Origin of the sequence: Spirosoma agri, from assembly GCF_010747415.1 — a bacterium.
Classification (GTDB): domain Bacteria; phylum Bacteroidota; class Bacteroidia; order Cytophagales; family Spirosomataceae; genus Spirosoma; species Spirosoma agri.
This window is the reverse complement of record NZ_JAAGNZ010000006.1, coordinates 55,053-71,934: the sequence shown is the minus strand read 5'-3', so window position 1 is coordinate 71,934 and position 16,882 is coordinate 55,053. Positions and strand designations below refer to the sequence as shown.

Annotated in this window: 21 protein-coding genes; 15 read left to right on the top strand and 6 right to left on the bottom strand. The window is 46.5% G+C overall.

Features of this window, described 5'->3' with window-relative positions:
• The first annotated feature begins 184 nt into the window (after positions 1-184).
• From GK091_RS27365 to GK091_RS27355, 3 genes are read left to right on the top strand one after another with little or no spacing between them, the layout of a single operon-like run.
• On the top strand, positions 185-1,117 hold the full coding sequence (locus GK091_RS27365) for a DUF3945 domain-containing protein (RefSeq protein ID WP_164043928.1): 933 nt from the start codon (positions 185-187) through the stop codon (positions 1,115-1,117).
• Between the two features lie 22 nt (positions 1,118-1,139).
• Positions 1,140-2,864 (top strand): toprim domain-containing protein, encoded by a 1,725-nt coding sequence (locus GK091_RS27360; RefSeq protein WP_164043927.1) that lies wholly within the window; start codon positions 1,140-1,142, stop codon positions 2,862-2,864.
• 4 nt (positions 2,865-2,868) lie between these two features.
• On the top strand, positions 2,869-3,180 hold the full coding sequence (locus GK091_RS27355; RefSeq protein ID WP_164043926.1) for a hypothetical protein: 312 nt from the start codon (positions 2,869-2,871) through the stop codon (positions 3,178-3,180).
• Between the two features lie 46 nt (positions 3,181-3,226).
• Here the strand turns inward: GK091_RS27355 and GK091_RS27350 are convergent, their stop codons facing one another.
• Genes GK091_RS27350 through GK091_RS27340 form a run of 3 tightly spaced genes read right to left on the bottom strand, consistent with a single transcriptional unit; the run spans position 3,227 to position 6,484 of the window.
• Positions 3,227-3,946, bottom strand: a complete 720-nt coding sequence (locus GK091_RS27350; protein WP_164043925.1) for a LytR/AlgR family response regulator transcription factor — start codon at positions 3,944-3,946, stop codon at positions 3,227-3,229.
• Positions 3,947-3,965: 19 nt separating this feature from the next.
• A complete protein-coding gene (locus GK091_RS27345) occupies positions 3,966-5,411 on the bottom strand; it encodes a sensor histidine kinase (protein ID WP_164043924.1) in 1,446 nt (481 codons plus the stop codon).
• 14 nt (positions 5,412-5,425) lie between these two features.
• Complete coding sequence (locus GK091_RS27340) at positions 5,426-6,484, bottom strand: GNAT family N-acetyltransferase (RefSeq protein ID WP_164043923.1); 1,059 nt, start codon at positions 6,482-6,484, stop codon at positions 5,426-5,428.
• Positions 6,485-6,681: 197 nt separating this feature from the next.
• Between GK091_RS27340 and GK091_RS27335 the strand changes: the two genes are divergently transcribed.
• The 12 genes from GK091_RS27335 to GK091_RS27280 all read left to right on the top strand — a co-directional run bounded on the left by GK091_RS27335 (position 6,682) and on the right by GK091_RS27280 (position 14,390).
• Positions 6,682-6,987 carry a hypothetical protein gene (locus tag GK091_RS27335; RefSeq protein WP_164043922.1) on the top strand — a complete coding sequence of 102 codons (306 nt, stop codon included), beginning with the start codon at positions 6,682-6,684 and terminating at the stop codon, positions 6,985-6,987.
• Between the two features lie 186 nt (positions 6,988-7,173).
• A complete protein-coding gene (locus GK091_RS27330; RefSeq protein ID WP_164043921.1) occupies positions 7,174-7,374 on the top strand; it encodes a hypothetical protein in 201 nt (66 codons plus the stop codon).
• A 66-nt stretch (positions 7,375-7,440) separates the two neighbouring features.
• Positions 7,441-7,752: an SH3 beta-barrel fold-containing protein gene (locus GK091_RS27325; RefSeq protein WP_164043920.1), complete on the top strand. Its 312-nt coding sequence runs from the start codon at positions 7,441-7,443 to the stop codon at positions 7,750-7,752.
• 79 nt (positions 7,753-7,831) lie between these two features.
• The gene (locus GK091_RS27320; RefSeq protein WP_246202448.1) at positions 7,832-8,545 is read left to right on the top strand and encodes a hypothetical protein; all 714 of its coding nucleotides are present in this window, start codon (positions 7,832-7,834) and stop codon (positions 8,543-8,545) included.
• Positions 8,546-8,620: 75 nt separating this feature from the next.
• Entirely contained in the window at positions 8,621-9,202 is a 582-nt protein-coding gene (locus GK091_RS27315; RefSeq protein ID WP_164043919.1) for a hypothetical protein, read from the top strand.
• Positions 9,203-9,269: 67 nt separating this feature from the next.
• Positions 9,270-10,670 (top strand): DUF4942 domain-containing protein, encoded by a 1,401-nt coding sequence (locus tag GK091_RS27310; protein ID WP_164043918.1) that lies wholly within the window; start codon positions 9,270-9,272, stop codon positions 10,668-10,670.
• A 396-nt stretch (positions 10,671-11,066) separates the two neighbouring features.
• Positions 11,067-11,408, top strand: a complete 342-nt coding sequence (locus GK091_RS27305; protein WP_164043917.1) for a DUF3846 domain-containing protein — start codon at positions 11,067-11,069, stop codon at positions 11,406-11,408.
• A gap of 90 nt (positions 11,409-11,498) precedes the next feature.
• Positions 11,499-12,125, top strand: a complete 627-nt coding sequence (locus tag GK091_RS27300) for a PD-(D/E)XK nuclease-like domain-containing protein (protein ID WP_164043916.1) — start codon at positions 11,499-11,501, stop codon at positions 12,123-12,125.
• A 12-nt stretch (positions 12,126-12,137) separates the two neighbouring features.
• Complete coding sequence (locus tag GK091_RS27295; RefSeq protein WP_164043915.1) at positions 12,138-12,476, top strand: hypothetical protein; 339 nt, start codon at positions 12,138-12,140, stop codon at positions 12,474-12,476.
• 11 nt (positions 12,477-12,487) lie between these two features.
• Positions 12,488-13,144: a hypothetical protein gene (locus tag GK091_RS27290; protein WP_164043914.1), complete on the top strand. Its 657-nt coding sequence runs from the start codon at positions 12,488-12,490 to the stop codon at positions 13,142-13,144.
• Between the two features lie 389 nt (positions 13,145-13,533).
• On the top strand, positions 13,534-13,947 hold the full coding sequence (locus GK091_RS27285) for a hypothetical protein (RefSeq protein WP_164043913.1): 414 nt from the start codon (positions 13,534-13,536) through the stop codon (positions 13,945-13,947).
• Between the two features lie 35 nt (positions 13,948-13,982).
• Positions 13,983-14,390: a hypothetical protein gene (locus GK091_RS27280; protein ID WP_164043866.1), complete on the top strand. Its 408-nt coding sequence runs from the start codon at positions 13,983-13,985 to the stop codon at positions 14,388-14,390.
• 273 nt (positions 14,391-14,663) lie between these two features.
• On the opposite strand, the gene GK091_RS27275 is transcribed toward GK091_RS27280, so the two are convergent.
• From GK091_RS27275 to GK091_RS27265, 3 genes are all read right to left on the bottom strand, one after another.
• On the bottom strand, positions 14,664-15,464 hold the full coding sequence (locus GK091_RS27275) for a carboxymuconolactone decarboxylase family protein (protein WP_164043912.1): 801 nt from the start codon (positions 15,462-15,464) through the stop codon (positions 14,664-14,666).
• Between the two features lie 186 nt (positions 15,465-15,650).
• The gene (locus GK091_RS27270; protein WP_164043911.1) at positions 15,651-16,187 is read right to left on the bottom strand and encodes a (R)-mandelonitrile lyase; all 537 of its coding nucleotides are present in this window, start codon (positions 16,185-16,187) and stop codon (positions 15,651-15,653) included.
• A gap of 30 nt (positions 16,188-16,217) precedes the next feature.
• Complete coding sequence (locus tag GK091_RS27265) at positions 16,218-16,793, bottom strand: sugar O-acetyltransferase (RefSeq protein WP_164043910.1); 576 nt, start codon at positions 16,791-16,793, stop codon at positions 16,218-16,220.
• Positions 16,794-16,882: the final 89 nt, after the last annotated feature.

The window sequence follows — 16,882 nt, the reverse complement described above, 5'->3', positions numbered from 1 at the left end:
GTTAGTTTGAGCAACACTTACCTGCCATCCTATGCATTGCAAGGCCCCCAAGCAAACATAGAATATTTTAACTAGTTGCATATAATGTAACTATTGAATCACAAATTTGCAGATTTTATTTTTACCGTAATTTATTTTTATACATTTACCAAAACTTCGGCTTTCACCCCTAAACATTTTGCTCATGGAACAAGCAGCCACTAATTATGCCCGAACGCAGGCCGATAGCTTGGACAACATCGCCCCAACCTCGCTCCAGGGTAAAGCCGCCTGGCAGTATGCGCAGTCTGACAATTTTTTTAGCCCTGAAGAGCAGGCGGCCGTCCTTCGCCGGGAGCTGGAGCCTTACCGGGCAGAGCTTGAAAATAAGCTAAAGCAAATTGGCTGGGGACCTGATCAACTGGCTAAACTTCCCGCCATTCAGGATGCCCTGTTTTCGGGTCGACAGACTGTTCCCCTGGAAATTAATCTTAGTCAGGACTTAAAGATGTTTGGCTCTTTACGTATAGTTATGACCGAGGCTGGTCCTGACCTTCGTATAACGCCTTTTCAGCAAGCCCTGACGATTCCGGAAAGCATTGGGGGCGTTCGGTTAAGCCCCGCCGAACAACAGCAGCTTTACCGGGATGGAGCTCTGCCAAGGCCGTTTCTGGTTCCCGAAAACGGCACATTCGTCCCTACCTACTTACGCGTCGACGAACAAACCAATACGATTGAGTTATGGCGCGTCAAAGCCGAACAGCTACCCACGAAGTTGATGGGCATCGATCTGACCAAAGATCAGCAACTGCAACTGGTTAGCGGTCATCCAGTTCGCCTGAGTGGGCTGATCGACCGGCAGGGTGAGCCTTTTAATGCCACGGTCAGCATTTCTCCAGCCAGGCAGGAATTACAGTTTTCGGATATAAATCGGCTCGACCTGGCCGTTAAACCGGACAATCAACACCGGCAGCAGGTGGCTCAAAATAATGAAGGAGCCAAGACCGATCTAACCCGCAGTCAGGAAGTGGCCATCGGTGCACCGACCATGAGTAACAGCCAGCGGCAAACGGTTGAAAAATTACTGGAGGGAAAGCAGGATCAGCAGCCATCGGGCAACAAAGTAAAGGTTCACTAATCCCCTCCACCATTCACGCAACATGACAAAGTTTGATGAACTCCGGGAACAGTTTCCCAATCTGATTCCGGTTCAGGAACTCCGGGCAAACGTTTCGATCATTGAGTTAGCCCTGCATTATGGCTATGAGCCCCAGGTACACAAAGGCAAGAGCCGACCCGTATTGGAAAATGCGCAGTATAAGGATACGATCATCATCAAAAATCCTCAGGATGCCGCCAAGCAGGTTTACCAGCGCGCAGGCGATTTCACCGATTCGGGTACCATTATTGATTTTATCCGTAACCGGTTAACCACCGTGTTTTCCATGTTCAACCGGCCAGCGGACCATGAATTCAAAAACGTGACTGGCGTACTCTACGATTACCTGCGGGTTGATCCATCAGAAGTGACCAGAAACCGACAGACAGCGGTTAAATTAAGTGATGACAAGCCCAAACAGGCCTTTGCCAAAGAGATCTTCGATATCAGGCCCCTGGAAGCGAATAATTACCTGACTACTCGTCTAATTGCCCCTCAAACGATCAATAGTCCTGAATTCGTTAATAAAGTCGTCTCTCAGGTCTCCTATTTCGATCCCCAAAAAGGACATTCCGAAAGCTTCCTGACGGTCAAAGAGAACCCAGACCGTAAATACATTACGTTTAGTAACGTGGCTTTCCCCTACTACAATGGATTGTCGACAGAAGTAACCGGGCTGGAATTGCGCAGTGAAAAAGTGAAGCTGCACGCGCCGGGTAGCGATCGGTATAGCAGTGTATTTATTTCAAATCCACCCCCTAATCCCACTCTTTTCTTTATTCTGGAGAGTGGTATCGATGCTCTTTCCCATAAGCAGCTTCGAAGCGTTCGGGGGGATGATGCCTTCAATGCTGTTTATTTCTCGACCGGTGGCCAGCTGACGGCTCAGCAGGTTAACACCATCACCCGCTACATTTCTTCGTTTGATAAAGCACCAGATTGGAAAATCAACCTGGCGTTTGATAATGATTCAAAAGGCCACCTGTTTGATCTGCAATTCGTTCAGCAGCTTACCGCTACCAAATTTCCATTAACGTCCACCGTGGCAGGTATCAATCGAGTGGGTTATCTATTGCCCGAGCAGGAAACTTACCGACCGATGCGGGATGCATTGCTGGATCGAATTGAAGCCTATAATAAAAGTGTGCAGGCGCAGTTTTCACCTGAAGCAGATCCGCTGGGGAAAAAGGAATTGAATGGCCAGCTTATAACGGTTGGACACAATCAGGGGCAGATCGTCCTGAATATTCCGGAATCGGTCGGTCCTTTATCGGCCGTCAGCAAAAGTCTTCTGGAATTAACCCGGCTTGATCATCGCATTGAAATCAGTAAATCGTTTAGCAAGGATTATAACCTGGAGCTTACCCGGGAAATCAAGCTTGGCGAGAAATTTGGCTTTGTCATCAAGGATGAATCGGGGATGGAACTGTTGAACGGGAATTCGGCCGTTAAAATGGCCCGCTCTTTTAACCAGTTTAAAAATCAGGCTGAATCCGAAGGCTTTACCGGCTCATTTACTCTTTTTCAACGGACTGATTTCGGGTTTCTTAAACCACTGGCTGAATTGACTCTGGAGAAAGGCATTAGTATTAAGTCAACGCAAAATCCAGCCCTGGATGAATTGGTTCAGGCCGAAAAGAAACAGACGAGCCAGAGCCAGCAAGTCAAAAGTGATGAAGTTCCGGAGAAGTCTACAACGCAAAAATCAGGGTTAAAACCCCGATAGGTGTATGATCAGCCAATCGACAATGATTAGTTTTGCGACGGATCGAACAGGAAAGCAGGCGGTCACCAATCAAATGACGTATGTGATCAATATTGAAGATGGCGGAGGCAAAGAATTTTACCTGGCACCGGATGGCAAATTAATTGGCTTGGCTTCCAATGACACGCAGGAACCACAGGAATTTAAGGCCATCAAACTGGCCCTAAAAAAAATGGACCAGTTGCGCCCTAAGTATCCACCGGTCTGCCGGATTTATGCCGTAGAACGCGTTGAATTTAATGACCGTCGGCAATTGCTTCAGAAGCCGCAGTCATAAACATTCCGCCACCGATTATTCGTGACCCGCTCCTGATCAGGCGGGTTTATTTTTTCTTAATGGGGAATATTGCCTGCATCAGGGTTTTCCGATAAGCCTCGCCAATGGGAATGAGCCTGGTTTGACTATCTTTCTTAATGCCCAGCTGCTCTTTCTCAATCAAATCAATCCGCTTTTTGGCAACGATGTATGATTTATGAACCCGAACAAACAGTTTAGGGGGCAAAACCTCTTCTATTTCGCTAATGGGAATGTGTAAATTAATGCGATCATTAAGCGTGTAAATGGACACATAGTTTCGCTCGCTCTCGATCCAGAGTATTTCCGTAAAGTCGATACGTTGATGTTTACCTTCAATCCGGACAAAGCCATGATCATCCGAATCAGGTTCATCGGATGCGGTTTCGGTCATGGCGCGAACCTTATTGACAGCCTTTAAAAACCGGTCGAAAGGGTAGGGCTTACAAAGGAAGTCAACGACATCATAATCGTAGCTGGGCAGGGCATATTGCGGGTACGAGGTTGTGAGAATATAATGCTGCTTACTACCCATAATCTTCATGAAATCTATACCATCGATGGCAAAATTGGGCATTTCAACATCTAGAAAGACTAAGGCAACCGAATTGTTTTCCAGAAACGTAAGTGCCTCAGTTGGATCGGTAAATGAACCCTCAAGTCTTAGAAAAGGCACCTTCGCGATATAGCCGAGCAGGTGTTCGATTGCCATTTCTTCGTCATCGACGACAATACAGGTAATAGCCATAAAAAGGTGTGATAGTTAGTTATGTTTGAATAATTAAGTGGCAAGTGTATTGATTTTCATCCTGGTCAACTGTATAGGAATAGCGACCCTCATACGTCAAATCCAGCCGTCTGGTAAGGTTAGCCAGGCCAATCTTATTGGACTCAGGCCGGTTCTTTTGGTTCTTCCAATTGCTGGAGTAAAAACTGATGCTGGTTTCGGTCGTCTCGATTCGAATGATCAGGGGATGTTCAGCCTCATTCATTTTTCCATGTTTGAACGCATTCTCCACCAGGTTAATGAAGATGAACGAGGGAATCATTTTTTCGGACGTCATTCCCTTGACGGTAAAGTTGATGAACAGCTTCGCTTTATAGCGTTCCTGGTGAAGGGCAATAAAATGGTTCATGTAGGTTATTTCGCCATCCAGATTGACCAGGTTCAAATCATCCTGCATACTATAGCGCATGATGGCCGAAAGCTTTAAAATGGCCTCTCCTAATTCGGGCAACGCTTCCGAACTTTTGATGTAAAAATGATACAGGGTATTGTAAAGGAAATGGGGGTTTATCTGGGATTTCAAGGCTCTTAATTCTGCCTGAAGTGTTTGTTCCCGTTGTTGAAGTTTCTGTTCTTCGGCCTGGCTGCGTTCCCGTTCCAAGGCCAGTTCCTGCCGCTTGGAGGTATTGATCGCTTCCTTAATATCTTCCGTCACAGTCGGAATGACATTGAACACATCCAGGGTGATACTCATAAAGAAGTAGGCCGTAAAAAAGGCAATCAGAATAAAGACCAACCAGGTATTGAAATAGCGGGAAATGGTCGGAGGGTTCAGGGAATGCGCCTTTAATTCCTGTTGACGAGCCAAAGCCCAGGGTTTATGTTGGGCAAGGGCTGACTCATACCGGGCCGATTCAGTTGGTGTCAAATAGTTAAATCGGTAGGAATAGCTATTCTGAAAAAAAGAAACGTAAACCAGAATTCCCACAACAAGCACAAACCAAACGATGGAGGCCTGACGCCCCAACAGCATGGCCGATAGGACGATGAGCGAATGAGCCAGGGCAAAGTCGGTTAAGATGGCATCACTACTGGGATTGCCTACCCCCAGCATATGACAGATGCTCATGATCATGATGGAGATCAGACTAGCCCAGCGAAGGACGATATCCAACTGTTTGTCATTGGAGAGCGATAGTCTTCGATTAAAAACAACAATCGATTGTTTTCCCAGCAGTAGTAGGCCGTTATAAAAGAAAGAGGCCAGGTTCGCCAGGCCAACCCCTGCATAGACGTAGCCTAAAATAGGAGCGGGAACAAAATGCCCATTCGCCAATTTTTCCATAACCAGAAAAATCGGGGTTAGTAATATGTAGCTGGCATTGAGCATCACCAGCAGCGTTCGCTGGGTTCGGGCAAAGGGTTTAGTCAGCTTTTGCCGGGAGCTTTCCAATAAATCCTGGAGGCCAATTTCTTCATTTCTCATCTAGCACAGTGGATTTAGGCATAATCAAAGCAGGAAACATAAACGGGGGATTTTGTGTCAAACACCTGCTCAGGAAGGCCGATCGGTTTAACCAGGACGTGCGTTTGGACATCTTTTTCAAAGCCACTTAAGGAGCCCATGGATGGGTGCAGTAGCAGCTCCACCAGTGGATCAAGCTGATCGATCTCACACATGGCTGAATGAAGGCCATAATGAGCCAGGACACTTTCTAATAAAACGGGTAGAAGATCGGGCCGACCTTGCTGAAAAAAGAATCCCTCCAGTACGGCAAACTCATTGCGCGCCGGATTGAAAAAGCGTCGGGAAGCTGAAACGAGGGGCACCAGGTTCATTAATATCCAACCCATTACACCAGGCATCTGGTAGAAGCGCCAGGTAACGGGATTGGCCTGAACGCCGGCCACGATCTGGCCTTTCTCCTTTAGCACAAAATATTGATGCTGGTAGCCGATCTGGCCAAACGTTTTGAACCGGTAGGATTGATAAAACCCCCTTAGCAGGGCTTGGATCTGTTGTAAATCAGCGGCCGTTGCGAGGCTAAATCGGTTGTCCTGGGTAGGGGAGTAACGCCGGAAAAAATAAGTTTTCAGCGTGGCCACGGATTGGAACCCTTCTTTCTGGGAGATGGCAATAGAACGGGCATTCTTACCCTCGATAAACGAATAAAATAGGAAAGGGGAGGAGGTATGCTGCTCGACATAAGCAACGGCCTGTTGTTTCAGCAGCCGACCATACCCATTTCCGGAATGAGCTTCATCAACGGCCAGGTACCGGCCGTAAAAACCAGTCGTCTCAACCGATCCCATATCCAGGGTTCGTTCATCCAGGCAGTATGTTCCAATCAACTGGCCAGCCTGCCGTAAGTGAAAAAACAGGGGTTTGGCTAAATCGTGGATTTTGGTTTCCTGATTGGTGTGTTGGTACCGAATTCCCTTTGTCCCATAGATGGTACGCTTCAGCAGGTCGATAGCCGCCGGATCTATTGTTCTGCCAGCCGTTATAATCAATTCCCCATTTCGATAGATCTCTACTTCAGGTTGCGAATTAGGCATATTGGATTTACTCACAGTTGAAAAATTTCTTCTAGTAGTATAACGATCCAGGACGAAAAAGGTAAACCCTGTTCGTCCACACTTATGTCCCGTTCGTCCACACTTTTGTCCTGTTTGTCCAAGGTACTTCAAAAAAGCAACCTCTTAACCTCCTTTCATGCGTTGAGGGAATAACTTAAAACCAATTAAGGGAAGTCATGACACAGCCCAATTATGACCCAACAGGTACCGATAAAATGCGTGAGGAGAAGTACGGTAGTGAGCTGGAGATTACGTACGTGGTTTACCTGGTTGATAGCAATGGCGACGAGTTCTTTATTACCCAGGAAGATGAACAAGTTCGTGTCAATGCTCTTACTGATCAGAAGCCACTAGTCGTTAAAAACCTGTTTCAAATAAGTGCGCAACTGGGCAGGCTTCGGAAGAAATATTCGGCAAATTGTCGGCTCTTTGCCCTCGAATATGGTGAATTCCTAGAGCGGAAAGACCAATTAAGCCAGTAGCTAAACGGGTTGGAAAGGGGAAAAAAAGAACAGTATTTATCGCTGATTCACCCGTTCAAGGAAAAGAAAAGAGGGCTTTAATTGGCCCTTTTTTTGGCTAATTTATTTACATAAAAACTAATAATTCTCTTTGTTTTTATGTAATATTCAGCTATATTTATACTGTTATTCAAGCACTTAAAGAGTATGACACTGGAAAAAGAAGTACCCTTCGACTTTGATTTCAAATACACCCCCGGCGAACCCCAAACCCGCGATTATCCCGGTGATGGGCCAGAGGTTGAAATCGTGAAAGTTCGGCTTAATGGCGTTGAAATTCCCCTCTCAGCCATTACCGAACAGATGCAGCAGGAAATGGTAGAGCAGGTTTTGGAAAACTACTACTAACCCCTTAGCCCGACGACCCAGCGGGCTAAGTCTGGGTTCCTCTATTCCCTTTTACGTCTCAATTCCATGATCGCGCTTTCTTCTCCTGTAACCTTAACGATTCGCCAGCAAGCCACCACCTTAGCGTGGCAGCTAGTACGGGCCGCTCGACTACCCTTCAAAATCGCACAGTCCCAAGCGTGGGCTACAGTCCGGCTCCTAAGTCAGATGCAAACCGGCCCAACCGAATTTAGCTACATCAAAGACGACCGCACCCGACGCGTAGCCATCGGGGAGCGGCCAGCCCCGGCCATTGATAAGCCTTTAGTCATTCGCTATTTCGACCTTGAAGCGGGGGACATCCGGTCGTTTCGGATTGATCGTCTGGTGACTGCTTAATGAATAACCGTAGGCCGGAGCGGGTTTAATCCGGCCACTTCTTCACTTTTTACTTTTCAGATACATCTCATTTACCAACATGGCAAAGCAATCAACGACCGCCCAAGTTTCAGCCGAGGAAACCAGCCACACAGCCCAACCAACGCTGAAACCTTACCAGATTATCCGGGAGTCAACCGGAGAAGTAATAAACAAATACAAGTATTTAGAAGGGCATCCGCGCCAGTATCGCTTTGATGCCAAAGAGGGCGTTTTTAATATCAATGGTACGGAAAAGCTAGGGCGTACGCTCACCTTTCAGCCTATCACGTGGAGGATTTTTACGGATAACATACTGAATATGGGTACAAAAAACTGGGCTGAAATCTTCTTTATTGATGAGAAAGATTGTGTTTCCTCCGTGCTGTTTCATGGGTACAGCGTCGATAACATTTTCCGACTGATCGAACCCTTATACTATGACGATCTGACGTTGGCTGATGTGGTAATTACTGCCTTAGCCGAGAAGAAAGAGTATACCAAGAGCCAGCCCAAAGGCACCTATTACATTGCTACGTTCAGCTATAAAATGGCTGATATACAGCGTTCAGCCGAATTAAAGCTGTTTTCTGAGGAGGTGAAGATTTTCCGGCAGGAAACCTTAACCGACATAGCCAATATAAAAACAGCCTTCCATTTCTATAACCCGCTTTTGCAGGGTGAAGCCCTCGAAGAATTGCCCGAAGGTGTAACCTATAGCGAAGTACGCGGAGCAGTCGAAGAAGTTTATCAGATCGGCAACGGAGAAGCTTAATCAATTAAATGGTTCCGGTCGCTGAGCAGGGCAGCCTGTGCTGTGATAGCCAGCGACCGGCCAAACCTCACTTTTATGTCTGAATTAATCAAAACGCTCGAAGCTGCCCAGCAAATGCCCGGAGCTACCAGTAAATGCCCGGAGCAGACCAGTGTTGGTAAACTACTCCTGAACGCTTGGAGCGCAGAATTAGCCCTACGCATTAAACCAGTCTGTTCCGACCGCGATTTTTTGAATGCGTCCCTAAACTGGTCATTTCCCCAAGCCTATTTTGCCGTTCTGTTTTCGGCTCGTGCCGTGCTGGCTATTGACGGCATCCGCATAGCCAATCCCGAAGTAATTGAGAGCTTATTGAGCCGGTGGGCAACATGCGGAAAGTACGGCCCCATTTATACCCAGCAGGGTAACCCATTTGCTGATCTGATTCAGCACCGATTAACAGGCGGTTTCAAGCCTCAACGTTTAAGCGGTCCAGAAGCCGCAGCCCTGCACATTAAACTGACTGAGAAAATACACGCGGTCGGGATCATTCACGAGACGTATATACTAAACCGTATGGGTTCGGAAGCGTACAGAAACCTCGTGGATAGTTTACCCGACTACCTTAAAAATGGCTTTGTGGGTGCAAGAGCAACCTTTCTTTTATCTGACGACTAACAGCACTTACCCCTGACTTACCCCTATCAAATAAGGTAAGTCAGGGGTAAGCCAGAACCCTTTTTCTATGAATCCCGACTACTACCCAACGCCGGACTTTTTGATTAGCCGAATGATTAGCCCCTATTATAACCGGTTATCGAAAGCCCAGATTTTGGACCCCCAAGCGGGTGGAGGGGCCATTCTTGACTATATCAGCCGTGGCCGAAGCGGACAGAAAAACAATTTGTATGCTATTGAGAAAGACCCCGAACTGACATACACCTTGCAGGGAAAGGATTACAAGGTCATTCATAATGATTTCCTGACCTATTCAGGTGATTACCTGTTTGACCTGATCCTGATGAATCCACCCTTCAGTAATGGGGATGAACATTTATTAAAGGCATGGGACATTCTAATTGAGGGAGATATAACCTGTTTGCTCAACCGGGAAACGCTTCGTAATCCCTGTACGGCCAAGCGTCAGCAGTTAGCCCGAATCGTCGAGGATCATGGCACGGTCGAGGAAGTAGGACAAGCATTCAGTCAGGCCGCCAGGCGTACCCTGGTTGACGTGGTTATGGTTCGGCTGCATAAAGAGGATAGCAGCCCCCGGTTTGATTTTTCATTCGATGGAGCCACCGACGAGCAACACGCGGATTTCAGCGAGGAAACCGTAACCAGTGAGCTGGCCATGTCCGATCTAACCGGGGCCATGCTACGCCAGTACGAAAAAGTGAAAACGGCCTATGTGAATTATGTCAAAGCACGGAAGGAAATAGAGTTCTATTCTGGTGGCCTGCTGAATCCTCACGTTGGCATAATTAAGCTGGTCGAGGAAACATTAGATCCAAATCCAAAGATCGCTTACAATCAATTTCTGACACGATTTAAAGCCGATGCCTGGTCTAATATTTTGGGTAAACTCAATATGAGTAAATACCTGACCAATGGGGTAATGACCGACTTTGAAAAATATAAAAAGGCGCAGGGGGCAATGGATCTGACGCGCGAAAACCTGATACAAGTCATCTTTCAAATTCTGTCTAATCGGGAAGGCATCATGCAACGGGCGATTGTGGATGTATTCGACAAATTCACCCAGTACCATAAGGAGAACCGCTGCCATGTTGAAGGCTGGAAAACGAACGAGGCCTGGAAGGTCAACAAGAAAGTGATTCTTCCGGGCTATCTAGGGGATATACGTTGGTCTACTTACTACAGCACGAATTACCACCGGTACCGGGAGTTTGCCGACATCGAGAAAGTAATGTGTTATCTGACAGGTTTGGATTATGATAAAATAGGATCGCTCGAACGGCTTATTGGCAAAGTGAAAATCGGAGATACCGACGAACATGACAGCCAGTTCTTTCTGTTTCGATGCTTCAAAAAAGGCACGCTACACCTGCGTTTCAAGGATGAACGCCTTTGGTCTACATTCAATATAAAAGCCTGCCAGGGTAAGAACTGGCTACCCAGTTAATTCGATGAAAAGGTTCGGGATGGCATTTATTTGTTATCTTGATAAATACTGACTATCGAAGGGAGAGTACAGGGTTACTCGATAAGTGATTTGTAAGCGTGATTCCAGCTGGTGAGAAAAGTTGAATAAAGGAAATTAAGCCAAGTAACGATACACGTATCGGGGAATTCAAATAAGAGAAGCCAGCCGGACACCAGCTGGCTTCTACATTGTTATTCAAACATAAGAATTTAAGACTGAATGTCTCAATATTCCAAAGTCTAGTAAAGGTACATGAGGTTGTTCGAAAGGGTATGGCGATGATAAATCAAACGCACATTTTACATTAATATATATTTTATTATTTGTTTTAATGTAAATTTCTTATCTTTGATATAATAATCAAACATAAGAATAATGAGACTTATTAAAATCGACCCCCAAACGCAGACTGTTGAGGCTGTGGAAAGCACCGGATTACTTGGTGACCTGTACCGACTCCTGGATTGCCGTCTGATTGATGTCTGCGCGCGTCAGGACAATGGTGATTCCTTAACGGTTGATGATGAGGCACTGGATTTGGAGCCACAGCCAGCCGCATTTTCCTTTAACGGGTCTAATCCAATTCATGGCGTTGCCCTACTAACCGGTACTGATGACGAGGGCGGCACAGTAGAGCCCGTAACAACGATTGACGAAGCGATTAAGCAGCTTAATTGGCTGGGTTCTATCCATACCGAGCCTTTTCTGTATGTATAGTCCTACTAATGTATCAACTCAATTACTCACATGAATTGGTTTACAACTGATTGATAGCTTCTTCTCTAACATATATTCCCCTTTCCAATCATGAATTACCGTACAATGCCCCGGTATGCTAACTCGGATTTAGGTGAGTTTCGTAACCGACTTTTCAGTAATAAGGCCGTTAAACCATCCGGTGCGGCTCAGGTATTTGGGACGCTCTACCATTCCCTATTACTGCAAGCTCAGGCTCCTTCTGACGTAACGCCCAAAATGGATAATCAACTCAAGGCCATGCGGGAAGCAGCTCTGCAAAACAAGTTTGTACGCTCTGTACTGGAAACGGCTCAGGTCGAGCAGGTACAACTATGGGTAGACAAACTGACGGGACTTCCCTGCAAGGCCCAGACTGATATATGGGTAGCAGACTATGAGCTGATTGTTGATATCAAGACGACCAGTTGTAAATCCTATGGTGAGTTTCTGAAAAGCTGTGAGGATTACAACTATGACCGTCAGGCAGCTTTCTATCTGGATGGAACACCGAATGCAAAGCGATTTGTCATCATTGGAGTAACCAAACAGGCTCCTTATGAGGTGTTTTACTTTGAAGCATCGGCCTGCCGGGGATGCGTTGAAGGGGGCCGTAAAAAGTATCAAGGCTTACTGCGCGGCATTCAGCGTGAAGGCTTTATCCCTTCCTCTTGGCAACTTGATTCCTCACTAGTCTAACTCTTCACTGCCATGTATTTCGCTAAAATCACCAATTCCTATAATGCGAAGAATCGGCTGCAAGAATACCTCAGCAAGCAGCTTAAGTCGCTGGAGTGCCTGACGGTCGAGGACCCGAAAGCCTTCAAAAAATACCTGGAAACGACGGTACATAAAGCTAATCTGAAGTTTCCTCGTTGCCGCCCATTGGTATCTTATCTGCACCCCGCCTATTCCAGTAGCGGCTTTTCTGCCGGGGTGAGCGATCTGATTCAATTCAACCTCTACGAACTACGGGGAAGGTTTGAGCCTACGCAATCACCTGCGCCAGTCCATCCAAATGAAATGGTTCAGACATCTCTATTTTCTTAATCCAGACCACTATGACATACGCTATTGAAAAACGATATGAGAAACGGCGAGGTTGCGGTTACCGCCAGAAGGGTGTGCTGTACTTCGTTTCCGGAAGGGGATCAAATTCCTGTGGTAAGCTGCCCATCGAGCTAACGATTTGCCCTTGCTGCGGAGCCGGGATTGAGTTCAACCGGTGCTACAGCTGGGTATCGTCGGCATTGATTCAAGATGCACCATGCCATTCGTCACGGTGTCAGGTAACGGGTGAAGGGGGAACGGTCCAATTGGGCTGTTTTCCCTTTAGTTCCCCTCTGATCAAACGCTATGGCCTGATGTGGGTAGGGGAGAAGTTTTACAAAACCCCTGAATTTTTTGCCAAGGAATCTGTATTACAGGGCATTTCTAAGCGGTTACCCTTTGTGCCGAAGGACTTTGCTGTTGGCGTTGACTGGGTGTTACTGGCTCATGCAAAAACGCCTTTTAACGGTCCAAACGGTACCGAGCTGAAGCCAGGGATTTTTATGGCGTTCTGTCCAGAACGAATTGAATACGTGGTAAAGGGAACAGAATCTGATGAAGAGCTACAGGCGATGGCCGAGCGGGGCATTACCCTGGTCGAGGTGTATAAATGGGAAGATCGGCCACATAAAGAGCCGGTTGAACGGCCAATCCTATCTTTAGATTAATCTCGACTTCAGTTTAAATGAAATCGTTTGATTTATTCCGATTAACATCATTCAAATGATTTACACCTATTTTTCTCTTGACCGGCCGACGGTATTTTACTCACAATAGGTTAAGGCTAATTAGTCTACAGTTAATTCCAATAAACAACGACAATAAACTCTAAAATCAAATCAACAAAAATGCTTTAAAGGATGACCTATAGTCCAATCCGATGCTTTGGTTTTCGTTAATCAAATTCACAATAAAAAGCCTTGAAATCGGATTTTTATCCTAACAAATACTTTAACTCCCAGTATACCTAAATGGCTTTCTTCTCCATACGAAGCCTATGTGTACCTTACAATACATAATCTTTCATTCGTCCTGTATGTTTAATTCCCATTCACGTATGGCGGAAAATTCACCTATTATTTACCAGGTAGAATCCTTGTTTTGGTCCGTTGAAACTGAACTTGCCAAGCGCTGGGCCTTATATAACATCCCAGCGATATTTGCGAGCCGGCCTCTCATCCATTTACGGGTCATTGTTAAATCTTGGTGGCAACTCTATCATGAATCACGCTGCGCGCGGCTCGGGATAAACCGCCAGATTTGGGAACGTAACCAAGCCAATCCGGTAGTACCACTGGATACGCCTGCGCTAGTGGCCAGCCTGGAAGGCGTTTGGCGGCTCATACACCTAGAAGATCTATCCACATTTCGTCCACTTTCTAAAGCGGAGGAGGCTAGTATGTGCTTATTAGCCCTATTGATTAAGTTTTATTCGACCACTGATCGTGAAAAATGGAGGCATATTTTGTAAATTTTGTAATATTGGCCCCATCAATATTACATTATATGCCATTTGGAGCCGCTGAAGAGCAGATTATAGATGCTGCCAAGAACTATAGTACCGTCCTGCTCAAAGCCAGTGAACTAGTCACCCAGGCTTCGGATGATCTGCTTTCGGGCTCACCAGCAACGATCTATTTAAAGAAACTTGGACATCGACTACTTACCTCAGAAGACTCAACGAACGTTATCAATGCGCTGGGCGATGCACAGGATAAGCAGATTGTGCTCGACTTTCAACAGGCTCAGTTGGAGCTATCCCAGCGATTACAGAATACAAAAAATATTGGGTTAGTCCTTAAGCAGGCCAAAATTCCCTATCAACAGGCGTATGCACGATTTAGTCGGAGTGACCTCTGGAAACCGGAGCAGATGATTCAGATTATGGAGGTTCTTCGGCGCCTACAACTCTGAAACTAATCTTAAAATCAAAGGGACGTTTTTCTGAACGATTGCCGGGTTAGGTGGTCAAAACAAAGCCAACTGCTTGTTTTACAAAGCGTAAGCGAGTCCAGAAACTCGAAGTATTGACCGTTAATTGAACGATTTTGAGCGAGGGAGGGGGGCTTAATCCCTGTTAAATTCATAACACAAGTCTTAAACACGACGATTTACCAGTCGATTGGACTTGCATTGTAGCTTTCGATTTAGCTTTCCAGTACGGCAATGATTCTCGAAGAGCCCATATCAGTTTCTGTCAAGTAACTCGAAATGTTTCTTAGTAGGCTCTCGCGCGTCTAGAACCTTGGCCAGGACCTGCTGAGCGGTATCAGCTTGTTGTTTACCGACGCTAGTTTCAATCAGCGAAATCAGTCCCTTGAGTTGCGCTTCGTTGAGGCCTACCTGTAGGCCTGCTCCCATATGAAACTGCAACTGGGACTCAACACCGACCATGCTAGCAAGACTCGAAATGGTGACCAGTTCCCGCTGACGATACGTTAGCACATCGCGACTGAAGATGTCGGCAAACAGGTGTTCTTTTAGAAAGGTATCGATGACCGGCGCAAAGGCATTGGCACCCATCTCGGCCGTGATGTCCGGTTTACCCATCAGCACTTCCAGGGTTTTCTTGCCAACGGTGTATTTATCGGCCTTCTGGTCAATCGGTGTAGCGTCTTTACCAAGGGAGTCGTTTTTACCCATAGCTTTCCGATGGTCAACAACGGCCATCAACGCATTAATGCCATTCAGACTGCGGGGAAAGCCACAGTAGGCATAGAGTTGAACGAGCTCTTCCTTGATTTCATTGATTGTCAGGCCTACGTCAAGCCCGGCGTTCAGCGCTTGTTTGAGCTTCGGAATGTCGCCCATAGTAGTTAGCGCCGAAATTGTTACGATAGACTGCTGTTTGGCATCTAAAGATTCAGTAGACTTGGTCTGCGCGTGCATAGGATAACTTATACTGACAAATAAAATGAATAGAATCAATACCTGAGTGAGTAAACCCGTTAAGTTCCCAGAGGTTGAGGTGACTTTATGATCGCGCATAACAGTAGGGTAGCTAACTTTTAGTCGTCTTGAGTTGCCTGATGGATGGCTCTTACGAAGACTGATTCTGAACATGTTAAGCAACCAGAACAGCTACCAGCAGATGAATAAGGGCCGAGGTTCGAGCTATGTAAATTTATCGAACAATGATAGTCTGGACAGATCGAACGACCATTGCTAGTCAACTTATTTTTGGCTATACTCCGCATCCGTAACGGGCTGAAGCCACGTGACAATGCCTTTCTCCGTATTCGGAATAATATACAGGTGAGTCATCTTACTACCAGGGCTGGCTCCGTGCCAGTGAACCACATTGGGTGGACATTTAACCACATCACCTTTGTGAATCAGTTGCCTGGGCTCCCCTTTGATCTGATGATAACCGATCCCATCCGTAACAATGAGGATCTGCCCGGTCGGATGAGAATGCCAGTTCGAGCGCGCACCCTTCTCAAAAGCGACACTGCCGGAAATAGTCGTAAAGATCGAGTCATTGGGGACAAGGCTCGTTACCCAAACAGTTCCCGTAAACGTGTCGGCGGGGCCTCGCTTCGCTGCCTGCGAACCCGTAATGACATTACTTCTTTGTCCTATGGCTAGAGGAGTAATTGCAATCAGGACGACCAACAGCAGTATACTCGTGCGGGCTATGTTTATTAATTGCGGGGTTACTACGAAATAGCCTGAAAAGTGGGCTGTCCTGTAGTGGCTTGAATTTTCCATAATCATTTGGCTAGTTTTCTGTTGCTTCAACTACAGTGTCTTCACCACTTTTGCCGGTATCCCAGCAACCACCGTATTGGGTGGTACGTCCCGGCTTACAACCGCACCCGCTGCCACGATGGCGTTTTCGCCAACCGTAACGCCCGGTAAAATAGTAGCTCCTGCACCAATCCAGGCATTCCGTTTGATCAGAATGGGCTGGAGAATGACTGTTTTGCGGTCAGTGGGGTCTAACGGGTGATTTTCAGACGTAAGCTTGACGCTGGGGCCAATCTGCACGTCGTCTTCTATCGTGATGCCACCAATATCCAGAAACGAACAGTTGTGGTTGATAAAGACGTTTTTACCCAAATGAATAAACTGGCCAAAGTTGGTGTAAAACGGAGGGAAAATCGTGGTCGACTCGTCGATCCCGGTGCCAATGATGTCACTCAATCGGCTGCGGACCTGGTCCAGCTCGGTGGCCGTGGCGTTCATCTGGACACATAGTCGTATGGTACGCGCCACGACCGCTGAAAACTGAGCATAGTCAGGATCATCTTTTCGGAGCGGTTCACCCGCTCGCATCCGCTGGAAAATATTGCTGGTTTCAGTTGAATGACTCATGTTTATTCTTGTTACGTCGGTGTTAATCAGCAAAAATTTATATCGACATTGTGTCTTCTTTTGTACCCAGTTAAACGAATCGACCCGGT

Bases quoted from the DNA above. Each gene is read 5' to 3' on its own strand.
- GK091_RS27285 (WP_164043913.1), top strand. From the start codon at position 13,534: ATGGCGGAAAATTCACCTATTATTTACCAGGTAGAATCCTTGTTTTGG.
- GK091_RS27310 (WP_164043918.1), top strand. From the start codon at position 9,270: ATGAATCCCGACTACTACCCAACGCCGGACTTTTTGATTAGCCGAATG.
- GK091_RS27270 (WP_164043911.1), bottom strand. From the start codon at position 16,187: ATGGAAAATTCAAGCCACTACAGGACAGCCCACTTTTCAGGCTATTTC.
- GK091_RS27340 (WP_164043923.1), bottom strand. From the start codon at position 6,484: ATGCCTAATTCGCAACCTGAAGTAGAGATCTATCGAAATGGGGAATTG.
- GK091_RS27265 (WP_164043910.1), bottom strand. From the start codon at position 16,793: ATGAGTCATTCAACTGAAACCAGCAATATTTTCCAGCGGATGCGAGCG.
- GK091_RS27355 (WP_164043926.1), top strand. From the start codon at position 2,869: ATGATCAGCCAATCGACAATGATTAGTTTTGCGACGGATCGAACAGGA.
- GK091_RS27365 (WP_164043928.1), top strand. From the start codon at position 185: ATGGAACAAGCAGCCACTAATTATGCCCGAACGCAGGCCGATAGCTTG.
- GK091_RS27350 (WP_164043925.1), bottom strand. From the start codon at position 3,946: ATGGCTATTACCTGTATTGTCGTCGATGACGAAGAAATGGCAATCGAA.
- GK091_RS27290 (WP_164043914.1), top strand. From the start codon at position 12,488: ATGACATACGCTATTGAAAAACGATATGAGAAACGGCGAGGTTGCGGT.
- GK091_RS27330 (WP_164043921.1), top strand. From the start codon at position 7,174: ATGACACTGGAAAAAGAAGTACCCTTCGACTTTGATTTCAAATACACC.
- GK091_RS27295 (WP_164043915.1), top strand. From the start codon at position 12,138: ATGTATTTCGCTAAAATCACCAATTCCTATAATGCGAAGAATCGGCTG.
- GK091_RS27360 (WP_164043927.1), top strand. From the start codon at position 1,140: ATGACAAAGTTTGATGAACTCCGGGAACAGTTTCCCAATCTGATTCCG.
- GK091_RS27325 (WP_164043920.1), top strand. From the start codon at position 7,441: ATGATCGCGCTTTCTTCTCCTGTAACCTTAACGATTCGCCAGCAAGCC.
- GK091_RS27300 (WP_164043916.1), top strand. From the start codon at position 11,499: ATGAATTACCGTACAATGCCCCGGTATGCTAACTCGGATTTAGGTGAG.
- GK091_RS27335 (WP_164043922.1), top strand. From the start codon at position 6,682: ATGACACAGCCCAATTATGACCCAACAGGTACCGATAAAATGCGTGAG.
- GK091_RS27315 (WP_164043919.1), top strand. From the start codon at position 8,621: ATGTCTGAATTAATCAAAACGCTCGAAGCTGCCCAGCAAATGCCCGGA.
- GK091_RS27320 (WP_246202448.1), top strand. From the start codon at position 7,832: ATGGCAAAGCAATCAACGACCGCCCAAGTTTCAGCCGAGGAAACCAGC.
- GK091_RS27345 (WP_164043924.1), bottom strand. From the start codon at position 5,411: ATGAGAAATGAAGAAATTGGCCTCCAGGATTTATTGGAAAGCTCCCGG.
- GK091_RS27305 (WP_164043917.1), top strand. From the start codon at position 11,067: ATGAGACTTATTAAAATCGACCCCCAAACGCAGACTGTTGAGGCTGTG.
- GK091_RS27275 (WP_164043912.1), bottom strand. From the start codon at position 15,464: ATGCGCGATCATAAAGTCACCTCAACCTCTGGGAACTTAACGGGTTTA.
- GK091_RS27280 (WP_164043866.1), top strand. From the start codon at position 13,983: ATGCCATTTGGAGCCGCTGAAGAGCAGATTATAGATGCTGCCAAGAAC.